Genomic DNA, 12,963 nt, shown 5'->3' with positions numbered 1-12,963 from the left:
GTCTATCAGGGGCCAATTAATGAACCTCCAGCAATTTCGTTTTGTGCGTGAAACCATCCGGCGCGACTTCAACCTTACCGAAGCCGCCCGGATGCTCTATACCTCGCAGCCGGGGGTGTCCAAGGCGATCATCGAGTTCGAGGATGAGCTGGGCATCAAGATCTTCGAACGGCACGGCAAGCGCATCAAGGGGCTGACCAAGCCCGGCCTGGCGGTGTCGCAGGTCATCGACCGCATCATGCGCGAGGTGGATAACCTCAAGAAGGTCAGCGACGAGTTCGCGCGCCGCGACGAGGGCGGCCTGGTGATTGCCTGCACCCACACGCAGGCGCGCTACCTGCTGCCCCGCGTGATTCCCGCATTCCGCAAGCAGTTCCCCAAGGTCCATCTGTCGCTGGCCGAAGGCAGCCCCGCGCAGCTGGCCGAAATGGTGCTGCACGAGCAGGCCGACCTGGCGCTGGCGACCGAATCGCTCGCCTTGACGCCGGGCCTGGCGACCTTGCCCGTGTACGCCTGGGAGCACACCGTGGTGGTGCGGCCGGACCATCCGCTGGCCGAGCTGACCTCCAGCGCCGCCAAGCGCCTGTCGCTGACGCAACTGGCCGAGTACCCCATCGTGACCTATGACCGCGCGTTCACCGGCCGCAGCACGATCGACGAGATCTTCGCCAACCAGGGCATCCATCCGGACATCGTGCTGGAAGCCATCGACGCCGACGTGATCAAGACCTATGTGGATGTCGGCCTGGGCATCGGCATCATCGCCGGCGTGGCCTATGACCCGCGCCGCGACTCCAACCTGGTCGGGCTGCCCGTGGGCCATTTGTTCGGCACGCATACGACCCGCGTAGGCGTGAAGGCGGGGGTGTTCCTGCGCGACTACGTCTACACCTTCCTGGAGATGCTGGCGCCGTCCCTGACCCGCGCCGTGGTCACCGAGGCTGTGCAAGGTCCGCCCAAGTAAGGTCCGGCAGCCTTGCACGCTCGGTCAAAAAAGCGCGACGCTCCTGGGCGGCGCGCTTTTTTTCGTTGGGCGGGGGAGGGTCTCGCTATCCCTTCCCATAAGCTCATAAAAATAATTAAATAAGAACCGATCTCATTTAAGTTGACTAAAAAATAGGAATCATTATCATTACATCCAGTCTCAACGACCCAGTGAGGTTCATCATGACGGCAGGATTAAGTGCAGTGGTAGTGGGCGCCGACCGACTCGGCAACATTCCCGATCTGCTTAAAGGACACAATATTTCGATCACGCACCACATCAGTGGCCGCGATCCCTCGCATCAAAAGAAGACCCTGCAGTTGCCTTCGGGCACCCAGCTGGTCATTTTGCTGACCGACTTCCTGGGCCATAACGTCATGAAGACCTTCCGCAACGCGGCGCAGCGCGGCGGCATCCGGGTCGTGGCTTGTCGCCGTTCCGTGTGCAGCATGCAGCAGGCCTTGCAGCAATGCGGCCTGTGCCCCCGCGCCGGCACGGTTCACTGATAAGGCCGTCTGCCGCGGGACACCAAAAACTGGGGAGGCCGACACGGCCTGCGGCCTGAAAGCCGCGAAGAGAAATGAAAAACGCCGCCGGACTGGAAAGTCCGGCGGCGTTTTGCTTTTTGGAGGGTGGCGCGCGGTGTTGCCGCCGTGCGAATATCTTGCTGAGGGGCAGGGCGGTCAGTTCGCCGCGCGGGCCGATGCCATCAGGCTGTTGTCCAGGCGGCGGGCGCCGTTGTAGCGCTTGGTCCAGTAGGCCATGGTCATGTTTTCCACGCGCACGACGCCGCCGGCGCTGGGCGAGTGCACGAAGCGGTCGTCGCCCAGGTAGATGCCCACGTGGGAGTAGCGGCGGCCCATCGTGTTGAAGAAGACCAGGTCGCCGGCCTTCAGTTCGTTCTTGTTGACGGAGACGCCTTGCTGGGCGATTTCGGCGGCGTTGCGCGGGAGCTTGAGGCCCAGCGAACGTTCGGCGGAGTAGGCGACCAGCCCGCTGCAATCAAAGCCGGTATCGGGGGAACTGCCGCCAAAGCGGTAGCGGATGCCCAGGTAGTTCAGGGCTTCGCTGACCATGGCGTTGTCGCTGTTGACGCCCGAGTGGGTGCGTTGGCGTTCACGCTTGAATTTTTGCACCACCAGCAGGCCGATGGGGTCATCGGAGGTGGCAACCCATTCCATCTCGTAAGGATCGATCTCGGACGTATGGGCGGTTGACTTTTGATTGGTCCCGGCGCAACCAGCCAGACTCGCGACGCACGCAACCAGCGCGAGCATGCGCAGACCGCGCTTTGCCTGGCCGGAGGATGAATAGAATCGCGCGAGTATGGAGTGTCGATGCATTCGCCTGGGGATGACTTGCTGATGACAGCAAAAACCACGGCATTAGCCGCGGATCAGGCCGAAATGTCAGCAAAATCAACAATTATGTGCAACTTCGCGGGGATTCTACCAAACTTTTAAGGCTAATTCGTGACGTAACGGCCTTAAATATCCATGCAGCGTGGACGCTTGGAAGAATTTTTTGACTTGCGGCAAGCCTCGTGCAAGGTTTGCCTACCAGAATGACCGAAAGATTCGAGAAGAAAGCAATCAGCCTTAAGGCCCATGCACAATACCAGGAGACAAAAATGCAAAAAACCCGGGATTTCCATTACCGATCGGTACATGACCGCGATGCGTTCTGGCGCGAGGAGGCCAGCCGCATCCACTGGGAGACGCCTTTCGAGTCTGTACTGGATTTCTCACGTCCGCCATTCGCCAAGTGGTTCGTAGGCGGACGCACCAATCTTTGCTACAACGCCGTCGACCGCTGGCTGCCGACCCAGGCCGACCATCCCGCCCTGATCTGGGTGTCCACCGAGGTGGACCGCGAGCGCGTCTACACGCGCCAGGACCTGTATGAAGAGGTCAACGCGGCCGCCGCGATGCTGCGCGAACTGGGCGTCGGGCGCGGCGACCGCGTGCTGCTCTATATGCCCATGGTGCCGGAAGCGGTGTTCACGATGCTGGCCTGCGCCCGGATCGGCGCGGTGCACTCCGTGGTGTTCGGCGGCTTTGCTTCCGTGAACCTGGCCCAGCGCATCGACGACGCGGCGCCCAAGGTGGTGGTATGCACCGACGGCGGCTCGCGCGGGGGCAAGATCGTGCCGTACAAGCCCCTGCTGGACCGGGCGCTGGGCCTGGCGAAGACGCCGCCGGCCTCGGTGGTGGTGTTCGACCGCGGCCTGGCGCCGTTCGAACCCGTGGCCGGACGCGACCTGGACTACGCCACCCTGCGCGAGCGCCATCGCGGCGCGCGCGTTCCGGTCGAGTGGCTGGAGTCGTCCGAGCCCAGCTACATCCTCTATACCTCCGGCACGACCGGCCGCCCCAAGGGCGTGCAGCGCGACACGGGCGGCTATGCCGTGGCGCTGGCCTCGTCCATGGAGTACCTGTTCAACGGCCGGGCGGGCGATACCTACTTCTGCACCAGCGACATCGGCTGGGTCGTGGGGCATTCCTATATCGTCTACGGGCCCCTGATCGGCGGCCAGGCGACCGTCCTGTATGAAGGCACGCCGGTGCGCCCCGACGGCGCCATCCTGTGGAAGCTGGTGGAGCAGTTCGGGGTGAACACCCTGTTCTCGGCGCCGACGGCGGTGCGCGTGCTCAAGCGCCAGGATCCGGCGCTGCTCAAGCAGCATGACCTGTCTTCCCTGCGTGCGGTCTACCTGGCGGGCGAGCCGCTGGACGAGCCGACGGCCAAATGGATTTCCGAAGGGCTGGGCAAGCCCATCATCGACAACTACTGGCAGACCGAGTCCGGCTGGCCGATCCTGTCGGCCCAGCCCGGCGTGGAGAACGTGCCCACCCGCTTTGGCAGCCCGTCGTTTCCCGTATACGGCTTTGATGCGCGCATTGTCAGCGAATCCACCGGCGAGGACCTCGGCCCCGACGAAAAAGGAGTGGTCGCCATCGTGCCGCCGCTGCCGCCCGGCGCGATGTCCACCATCTGGGGCGACGACGAGCGCTTTGTGCAGACCTACTTCACGTCCATTCCCGGGCGGCAGGTGTATTCGACGTTCGACTGGGGGCTGGTGGACGCGGACGGCTACTGGTTCATCCTGGGGCGCACGGACGACGTGATCAACGTGGCCGGCCATCGCCTGGGCACTCGCGAGATCGAGGAATCGGTCAACAGCCACAATGGAATCGCCGAATGCGCGGTGGTGGGCGTGGCCGACGCGCTCAAGGGCCAGGTGGCCATGGCCTTTGCCGTGCTGAAGAATCCCGCCGCGGCCGAAACGCCGGAAGGGGCAAAGCAACTGGAAGGCGATATCATGCGGCTGGTGGAAGACCAGCTGGGAGCGGTGGCAAGGCCTGCCAGAATCCGGTTCGTGGGCGCGTTGCCCAAGACCCGTTCCGGCAAAGTGCTGCGCCGCGCGATCGTCGCGGTATGCGAATCGCGCGATCCCGGCGACCTGACCACCATGGAAGACCCTAACGCCCTCGAACAGATCAAGGAGTCACTGCAATGAAAACGAAACCCGTGCTGAGCGCCGAAGACGTCAAGAAGATCCTGGCTGCGGCCGAAGCACACGCCTTGCAGAACAAGTGGGCCGTCACCATCGCCGTGACCGACGACGGCGGCCACCTGCTGGGCATGCTGCGCCTGGACGACGCAGCCCCCATCTCTTCGCACATTGCCCCCGCCAAGGCCAAGACCGCCGCGCTGGGTCGCCGCGAGTCGCGCGTCTATGAAGAGATCATCAATAACGGCCGCTACTCGTTCCTGTCGGCGCCCCTGATCGAAGGCATGCTGGAAGGCGGCGTGCCGGTCGTGGCCGACGGCCAGGTCGTGGGCGCGGTGGGCGTGTCGGGCGTGAAGTCCACGGAAGACGCGCAGATCGCGCAAGCCGGCATCGCAGCGCTGGGCCTATGAGCCAGGCGCTGCCGCCGGAATCGCCGGCCGGCGATTCCGGGCAGAACGCCGGGGCAGGGGATGCGAGTCCCCTGAACCCCGGCGTGGCCAAACGCGAAGTCTGGGCCTGGGCCATGTACGACTTCGCGAATTCGGGCTACACCACCGTGATCCTCACGGCGGTGTTCAGCACCTATTTCGTCGGCGTGGTCGGCGGGCGCGCCCCGTGGGCCACGCTGGCCTGGACCGCGGCGCTGTCGCTGTCCTATCTGCTCATCATGCTGACCATGCCCACGCTGGGCGCGCGCGCCGATGCGCGCGCCAGCAAGCGGCGCCTGCTCTACACCAGCACGGCCGGCTGCGTGGCGGCCACCCTGGTGCTGACGCAGGCCGGGCCGGGCGACGTCTGGCTGGCGCTGGCCGCCATCGTCGTGTCCAACTACTGCTATTGCGTGGGCGAGTCCGTCGTCGCCGCCTTCCTGCCGGAGCTCGCCAAGCCCGCGGCGCTGGGGCGCGTGTCGGGCTGGGGCTGGAGCTTCGGCTATTGCGGCGGCATGCTCACCCTGGGACTGTCGCTGGTAGTGGTGACGCTGGCCGAGGCGCGCGGCGCGACCGCCGAACAATTCGTGCCGTGGGTCATCGTGGTCACCTGCTCGGTGTTCGCGCTGTCGGCGCTGCCGTCCTTCTTCCTGTTGCGCGAGCGCGCCCGGCCGCAAGCCGGGAAGCCGGCGGCGCTGCACATGCTCAAGCGCCTGGCCTATGCGTGGCGCGAGACCGGGCAGCACTTTCCCGAATTCCGCCGCCTGCTCATGTGCATCGCCTGCTATCAGGCGGGCATCTCCGTCGTGATCACGCTGGCGGCGGTGTACGCCTCCGAGGTCATGGGCTTCACCACGCCGCAGATCATGCTGCTGGTGTTCACCGTGAACATCGGCGCGGCGGCGGGCGCGTTCTCGTTCGGCTATGTGCAGGACCGCATCGGCCACAAGCCGGCGCTGGCCATTACTCTGGTGGGCTGGATCGTGATGGTGCTGGTGGCCTACGCGGCCGTGACGGCGCCCGTGTTCTGGGTTGCCGCGACGCTGGCCGGGCTTTGCATGGGCACCACCCAGAGCGCGGGGCGGGCGATGACGGGAGCGCTGGCGCCCGCCAAGCGCCTGGCCGAGTTCTACTCGCTGTGGACCTTCGCGGTGCAGCTCGCCGCGGTGATCGGCCCGCTGACCTACGGCCTGGTCACCTGGGCCACGCACGGCAACCACCGCCTGGCCATCCTGGTGACCGGCGTGTTCTTCGTGGGTGGGCTCGTCCTGCTGTCGCGCGTGGACATGAAGAGCGGCCTGGCCCGCAGGACCGCCTGAACGCGGTATACGCCAGGCTCGCGGCGGCTGCTATCCTTATGGACTGCCCAGCGCCGCTCGCGTTGCAACCGCGGCGGCGCGCGCTGATTGCTTAGCATTGTTATTGCACTGTGTGCTGGTGCGCTGTTTGCTTGTGCATGCCGCCTGGTCGACGCCTTCGGGTGTTTACCGCCTTGCCGGCGCTGCCAGGTCGTTGCGTTCTACGCGGATGCGCGGGCTCCGGCCCGCATTTTGCGTAAGGTGCCCGTAAGAGCGTGGCGATACGGTGGCGAGTGGGCAATAAAAAAGCGGCATAAACAACAGAATCACCGATTGGAGACAAAGATCATGTCGAACGCTATTGAGTCCGTACTGGTGGAAACCCGCGTCTTTCCGCCGCCCGAGCGCGCGGCGCAGGGCGCCGCGATTCCCAGCATGGACGCCTACAACGCGCTGTGCGCGCAGGTCGAGAACGATTTCGACGGATTCTGGGCCGGGCAGGCCCGCGACAACCTGCAGTGGACCAAGCCGTTCACGCAGGTCCTGGACGAATCCGACGCCCCGTTCTATCGCTGGTTCGGCGATGGCGAATTGAACGTTTCGGCCAATTGCCTGGACGTGCACCTGACCAACGGCAACGCCGACAAGACCGCCATCATCTTTGAATCCGACGACGGCAAGGTCGGCAAGGTCAGCTACCGCGAACTGCTGGCGCGCGTCTGCCGCTTCGCCAACGGCCTGGCCGCGCTGGGCTACAAGAAGGGCGACCGCGCCATCATCTACATGCCCATGTCGATCGAAGCCGTGGTGGCCATGCAGGCTTGCGCCCGCCTGGGCGTGACGCACTCGGTGGTGTTCGGCGGCTTCTCGGCCAAGAGCCTGCAGGAGCGCATCGTGGACGTGGGCGCGTCGCTGGTCATCACCGCCGACGAGCAGGTGCGCGGCGGCAAGACCATTCCGCTCAAGCCCGCCGTCGAAGAAGCCATCGCGATGGGCGGCTGCGAGGCGATCGCCAAGGTCATCGTCTACCGCCGCACCGGCGGCAAGGTGCAATGGACCGAAGGCCGCGACCTCTGGATGCACGATGTCGAGGCCGGCCAGCCCGACACGTGCGAGCCCGTGCCGGTCAACGCCGAACACCCGCTGTTCATCCTCTACACCTCCGGCTCCACCGGCAAGCCCAAGGGCGTGCAGCATTCGTCGGCGGGCTATCTGCTGTGGGCGCTGCTGACGGTGAAGTGGACCTTCGACGCCCGCAAGGACGACGTCTACTGGTGCACCGCCGACGTGGGCTGGGTCACTGGCCACACTTACATCACCTACGGGCCGCTGGCGGCGGGGCTGACGCAGATCGTCTTCGAAGGCGTGCCGACCTACCCGAACGCCGGCCGCTTCTGGGACATGATCGCCCGCCACAAGGTCACCACGTTCTACACCGCGCCCACCGCGATCCGCTCGCTGATCAAGGCGGCCGAGGCGTCGCCCGAGGCGCACCCGCGGAACTACGACCTGGACAGCCTGCGCATCATCGGCACGGTGGGCGAGCCCATCAACCCCGAGGCCTGGATCTGGTATCACAAGAACGTGGGCCGCGAACGCTGCCCCATCGTGGACACCTGGTGGCAGACGGAAACCGGCGGCCACATGATCACCCCGCTGCCGGGCGCCACGCCGACCAAGCCGGGTTCGTGCACGCTGCCGCTGCCGGGCATCGCCGCGGCCATCGTCGATGAAACCGGCGGCGACGTCGAGAAAGGCAATGGCGGCTTCCTGGTCATCAAGCGGCCGTGGCCCGCGATGATCCGCAACATCTGGGGCGACCCCGAACGTTTCAAGAAGAGCTATTTCCCGCCGGAACTGCGTGGCTATTACCTCGCCGGCGACGGCGCGCAGCGCGACGCGGACGGCTACTTCTGGATCATGGGCCGCATCGACGACGTGCTCAACGTGTCGGGCCACCGCCTGGGCACGATGGAAGTCGAATCGGCGCTGGTGGCGCATGAGCTGGTGGCGGAAGCCGCCGTCGTGGGCCGTCCGGACGACACCACGGGCGAGGCCGTCGTGGCCTTCGTGGTGCTCAAGCGTTCGCGTCCCGAAGGCGAAGAGGCGCAGGCCATCGCCAAGCAGCTGCGCGACTGGGTGGCCCGGGAAATCGGCCCCATCGCCAAGCCCAAGGACATCCGCTTCGGCGACAACCTGCCCAAGACGCGTTCGGGCAAGATCATGCGCCGCCTGCTGCGCGTGGTCGCCAAGGGCGAGGAAGTCACGCAGGACGTTTCCACGCTGGAAAACCCCGCCATCCTGGACCAGTTGTCCAAGCCCCTGTAAGCGCGCGCGGCCGGGTCCGGCCGTACGCCGCGCGACAGGCGCATAATGTCATACGCCCGTACCGGCATCCGGTGCGGGCGTATTTTCTTTCTACCGATCCTTTCTTCCCGACGGAGCCACACTCGTGAGCAGCAGCAGTTTCGATCGCGCAGGGCTTGCCCTGATGTTCAGCACCATCCTGGTCTGGGCAGGCAGCTGGATCGCGATGAAACTGATCGTGCCCTACATCGGCCCGTTCGATTTCGTGGCGCTGCGCTACGTGGTGGGCAGCCTGGTGCTGTTCGCGCTGGTGATCGCCACGCGCCGGCCGCTGGCCATGCCTCCCTGGAAGCTGACCCTGCTGATCGGCCTGACGCAGACGGCCGGATTCCAGGGGTTCGTGCAGACGGCGCTGGTGTCGGGCGGCGTGGGCAAGGTGTCGCTCATGGCCTACACCATGCCGTTCTGGGTGGTCCTGTTCGCGTGGTGGCTGCTGGGCGAGCGTCCGTCGGCCCGGCACGGCGTGGGCATCGGCCTGGCGGCCTTCGGACTGATCTGCTTTGTTGAGCCCTGGAACGGACTGGGCGATATCCGGCCCGTGCTGCTGGGCCTGGGCAGCGGCCTGTGCTGGGGCGTGGGCACGGTGCTGTCCAAGCGCATGTTCGACCGCCATGCCCCCGACGTGATGACGTTCACCGCCTGGCAGATGCTGTTTGGCGGCCTGGCCATGACGCCCGTGGCCTGGCTGGTGCCGCAGATGACCGCGCAATGGGGCTGGCCCCTGTGGACCGGCATGACCTACATTGTGCTGGTCGCCACTGCGGCGGGCTGGCTGCTGTGGCTGCAGGTGGTGCGCCGCGTGCCCGCGTCGATCGCCGGCCTGTCCAGCCTGGGCGTTCCCGTGGTGGCGATGCTGCTGGCCTGGGCGATCCTGTCCGAACGGCCCACGCTCGGCGAGCTGGGCGGCATGGCGCTGATTCTTGCCGGCATCTGGGTGGTGAGCCGCGCGGGGCCGGCTGCAAGCGCCGACTGAATCCGATGACCATTTCCCTTCCTATCCTAGGATTTCCCATGATCGATCTGCGTAGCGACACTGTTACCCGGCCTGGCGCCGCCATGTTGCAGGCGATGGTTTCCGCCCCGCTTGGCGACGACGTGATGGGCGACGACCCCACTGTGATCCGCCTGCAGGAAGCGCTGGCCGAGCGCACCGGCAAGGCGGCGGGCCTGTTCTTTCCGTCGGGCACGCAAAGCAATCTGGCGGCGCTGATGGCGCATTGCGACCGGGGCGACGAATACCTGGTCGGGCAGCTTGCGCACACGTACAAGTACGAAGGGGGCGGGGCGGCCGTGCTGGGCAGCATCCAGCCGCAGCCGATCGAGCACGCCGAGGACGGGTCGCTGCCGCTGGAGAAGCTGGCCGCGGCATTGAAGCCCTTGGGCGATACGCACTTTGCGCGCACCCGCCTGCTGGCGCTGGAGAACACCTTCCATGGCAAGCTGATTCCGGCCGAGTACATACAGGCCGCAACCGCCTGGGCGCGCGAGCATGGCCTGGGCACGCACCTGGACGGCGCGCGCGTGTTCAACGCGGCGGTCGCCAGCGGCAAGCCCGTGGCGGACTTGTGTCGGCCGTTTGACTCGGTTTCGGTCTGTTTTTCGAAGGGCTTGGGTGCGCCAGTGGGGTCCGTGCTGGTCGGCGGCGAGGACCTGATTGCCCGCGCCCGCCGCTGGCGCAAGATGCTGGGCGGCGGCTTGCGCCAGGCGGGCGTGCTGGCGGCCGCCTGCCTGCATGCCCTGGAGCATAACGTGGACCGCCTGGCCGAAGACCACGAGAATGCCCGGATGCTGGCCGAAGGCCTGCGCGCCATACGCGGCGTCAAGGTGCTGAGCCAGGACACCAACATGGTGTTCGTGGAGTTCGAGCCGTCGCGCTGCGACGCGCTGACGGCCGCGTTGGCCCAGGAAGACATCATGATGCGCGCCGTGTACGGCGGCCCGACCCGCCTGGTGACGCACCTGGACGTGTCCGCCGCGGATGTGCAGCGGGTGGTCCAGGCCGTGGCGCGCCTGATGGCCTGAGCGGCTGGAAGGCGCTAGGCGGCGCGCAGCACGTCCGCCAGCACCGAGTACAGCTCGTCGATCTGGGCGCGCTCGATGATGAGCGGGGGCGACAGCAGCATGGTGTCGCCCGCCGAGCGGATCAGGCAGCCGCGCTCCAGGCACGCCGTGTGCACGCCATAGGCGCGCTGGCCGGGCTTGCCTTCCAGCGGCGCCAGTTCAATGGCCGCCAGGAGGCCGACGTTGCGGATGTCGATCACACTCGGCAGCCCTTTCAGGCTGTGGGTGGCGTCTTCCCAGTAGCTCCACAGCTCGCGGCTGCGCTGGAACAGTCCTTCGCGCCTGCAGATGTCCAGCGTCGCCAGGCCGGCGGCGCAGGCTACGGGGTGGCCCGAGTACGTGTAGCCATGCGAGAACTCGATGGCGCTGTCCGGCCCTTGCATGAAGGCATCGTAGACATGCTGGCGCACCAGCGTCGCGCCCATCGGGATGGCGCCGTTGGTCAGGCCCTTGGCGCTGGTGATGATGTCCGGCGTGACGCCGAAGTAGGACGACGCAAAGGCCCCGTCGATGCGCCCGAACGCGCTGATCACCTCGTCGAATATCAGCAGGATGCCGTGCGCGTCGCAGATCTGGCGCAGCCGCTGCAGATAGCCCTTGGGCGGCACGATCACGCCGGTGGAGCCCGCCACGGGCTCCACGATGACGGCCGCGATGGTCGAGGCGTCGTGCAGCGCGACGATGCGCTCCAGCGTGTCGGCCAGATGGGCGCCCCAGTCGGGCTGGCCCCGCGTGTAGGCCATCTGCTCGCGGTCGTAGGTATGGGGCAGGTGATCCACGTAGGGCAGCAGGTTGCCGAAGGGCTTGCGATGGCCGGCAATGCCCGACACGGACAGCCCCCCGAAGCCCACGCCGTGGTAGGAACGCTCGCGCCCGATCAGCCGCACGCGCTGGCCCTGGCCCCGCGCGCGGTGGTAGCCCAGCGCGATCTTCAGCGCGGTGTCGACCGCTTCCGATCCCGAGTTTGAGAAAAACACATTGGAGAAGCCCTCGGGCGCTTCCTGGCGCAAGGCGTCGGCCAGTTCGAACGCCAGCGGGTGGCTCATCTGGAAGGACGGCGCGTAGTCGAGCTCATGGGCGGTGCGCGCAATCGCTTCCACGATCTCCGGGCGGCGATGGCCGGCGTTCACGCACCACAGGCCCGCGATCCCGTCGAGCACGCGGCGGCCGTCGGGGCGGATGTAGTGCATGCCTTCGGCGGCGCTGAACAGGACCGGATCGCGCTTGGCCCGCCGGTTGGCGGTGAAGGGCATCCAATAGGCTTCGGGATTGGCGCAGAGCGCGGGCGACACGGACATGGGACGAATCCTGCTTAGGTGGGTTCAGGTTCGTCCATTTTGTATTAAATAAATTATAAATACAATCTAGGAAAATTCAGGGGTAGAGGCTTTGCGGCCAGCTATCGGGGGAATCAGGAGGCTTGCAGCGAGGCCTTCAGGTGGCGGCGCATGAGCTGGGACGCCCATTCCTGGTCGCCGGCTTCCAGGGCCGCGATGATCTGCAGGTGTTCGCTGCTGGATTCGACGTAGCGGGCGTCGCGGTGGAACGCGGCGTGCTCTTCCAGCCGGCGCAGCTGGTTTTGCTGTTGCACGGCCTGCAGGATGTAGCGGTTGCCTGAAAGGCGGGCCAGCATCTCGTGAAAGGACGCGTTCAGCTCGAAGAACTCGGCGGCGGAAATATCGGCGTCGTCGCGCTGCATGAGCGTTTCGTGCGCGGCGCGCATGCGCGTCAGCGCCGGCTTGTCCAGGCGGAAGGTGGGTTCGAGCAGGCCGGCGCATTCGATGACCATGCGGAAACGGTAGCTCTCGCCGAGCGCTTCGGCGCCTTCCAGCGCCGGCGCGAACTGCCAGCCGTGGCCTTTGCGCTTTTCGATCAGGCCGTCGGCCGACAGTTGCACGAGGGCCTTGGCCAGCACGCTGCGCGGCGCGCGGTAGCGCTGGATCAGGTCGCGCTCGGTGAAGGTCTCGGGCAGGCCGCGCGAGGCGCGGTCGTCGATCAGACGCCGGGCCAGTTCGTTGATCGTGGGGCCCGCGCCCTGGATGGCGGGGGCGGCGGCGGCGTTGTCCGCAACGGTATAGCCGCTGTTGGGGCGGTGGGTGATCAGCCCCTGTGCGGCTAGCAGCCGCAGCGCGCCGCGCACGGGCGTGCGCGAGACCTCATGTCCTGCCGCCAGCGCTTCTTCGGACAGGTGGTCGCCCGGCGCATGGCGCCCCGCCACGATGTCTTGCGCGATCTGGCGCGCCAGATCGACTTGCAGCGGGGTGGGGCGGGCGGGGGCGGTGGCGGGCATGGAGGCGTCTGAGGGGCTTG

The 12,963-nt window shown here is 66.4% G+C and carries 11 protein-coding genes; 8 read left to right on the top strand and 3 right to left on the bottom strand.

The features are described 5' to 3' along the window. The first annotated feature begins 19 nt into the window (after positions 1-19). Positions 20-964 carry a CysB family HTH-type transcriptional regulator gene (locus ACFWP0_RS17790; protein WP_171664217.1) on the top strand — a complete coding sequence of 315 codons (945 nt, stop codon included), beginning with the start codon at positions 20-22 and terminating at the stop codon, positions 962-964. A gap of 203 nt (positions 965-1,167) precedes the next feature. Beyond that, the gene (locus ACFWP0_RS17785; protein ID WP_035212827.1) at positions 1,168-1,491 is read left to right on the top strand and encodes a DUF2325 domain-containing protein; all 324 of its coding nucleotides are present in this window, start codon (positions 1,168-1,170) and stop codon (positions 1,489-1,491) included. 177 nt (positions 1,492-1,668) lie between these two features. Here the strand turns inward: ACFWP0_RS17785 and ACFWP0_RS17780 are convergent, their stop codons facing one another. Continuing rightward, a complete protein-coding gene (locus ACFWP0_RS17780; protein WP_377844190.1) occupies positions 1,669-2,328 on the bottom strand; it encodes a C40 family peptidase in 660 nt (219 codons plus the stop codon). Positions 2,329-2,549: 221 nt separating this feature from the next. Between ACFWP0_RS17780 and ACFWP0_RS17775 the strand changes: the two genes are divergently transcribed. The 6 genes from ACFWP0_RS17775 to ltaE all read left to right on the top strand — a co-directional run bounded on the left by ACFWP0_RS17775 (position 2,550) and on the right by ltaE (position 10,614). Further along, positions 2,550-4,505, top strand: a complete 1,956-nt coding sequence (locus tag ACFWP0_RS17775) for a propionate--CoA ligase (RefSeq protein ID WP_377844188.1) — start codon at positions 2,550-2,552, stop codon at positions 4,503-4,505. Beyond that, positions 4,502-4,909, top strand: coding sequence for a heme-binding protein (locus ACFWP0_RS17770; RefSeq protein ID WP_171664214.1), 408 nt, complete (start codon positions 4,502-4,504; stop codon positions 4,907-4,909). Before ACFWP0_RS17775 ends, ACFWP0_RS17770 begins: the two co-directional genes overlap by 4 nt. Next, positions 4,906-6,246 carry an MFS transporter gene (locus ACFWP0_RS17765; protein WP_377844187.1) on the top strand — a complete coding sequence of 447 codons (1,341 nt, stop codon included), beginning with the start codon at positions 4,906-4,908 and terminating at the stop codon, positions 6,244-6,246. Before ACFWP0_RS17770 ends, ACFWP0_RS17765 begins: the two co-directional genes overlap by 4 nt. A 327-nt stretch (positions 6,247-6,573) precedes the next feature. Beyond that, positions 6,574-8,553: an acetate--CoA ligase gene (gene acs / locus ACFWP0_RS17760; RefSeq protein ID WP_377844185.1), complete on the top strand. Its 1,980-nt coding sequence runs from the start codon at positions 6,574-6,576 to the stop codon at positions 8,551-8,553. 163 nt (positions 8,554-8,716) lie between these two features. Beyond that, the gene (locus ACFWP0_RS17755; RefSeq protein WP_377844546.1) at positions 8,717-9,565 is read left to right on the top strand and encodes a DMT family transporter; all 849 of its coding nucleotides are present in this window, start codon (positions 8,717-8,719) and stop codon (positions 9,563-9,565) included. A 38-nt stretch (positions 9,566-9,603) separates the two neighbouring features. Beyond that, positions 9,604-10,614, top strand: a complete 1,011-nt coding sequence (gene ltaE / locus ACFWP0_RS17750) for a low-specificity L-threonine aldolase (RefSeq protein WP_377844183.1) — start codon at positions 9,604-9,606, stop codon at positions 10,612-10,614. A 14-nt stretch (positions 10,615-10,628) separates the two neighbouring features. On the opposite strand, the gene ACFWP0_RS17745 is transcribed toward ltaE, so the two are convergent. Then, complete coding sequence (locus ACFWP0_RS17745; protein ID WP_377844181.1) at positions 10,629-11,951, bottom strand: aspartate aminotransferase family protein; 1,323 nt, start codon at positions 11,949-11,951, stop codon at positions 10,629-10,631. A gap of 113 nt (positions 11,952-12,064) precedes the next feature. Then, positions 12,065-12,943 (bottom strand): GntR family transcriptional regulator, encoded by an 879-nt coding sequence (locus tag ACFWP0_RS17740; RefSeq protein ID WP_377844180.1) that lies wholly within the window; start codon positions 12,941-12,943, stop codon positions 12,065-12,067. Between the last annotated feature and the right edge of the window lie 20 nt (positions 12,944-12,963).

Origin of the sequence: Achromobacter sp. NPDC058515 (assembly GCF_042721735.1) — a bacterium.
Classification (GTDB): domain Bacteria; phylum Pseudomonadota; class Gammaproteobacteria; order Burkholderiales; family Burkholderiaceae_B; genus Achromobacter.
Note: the sequence above shows the minus strand (reverse complement) of the source record. Positions and strands in the feature narration are given on the sequence as shown.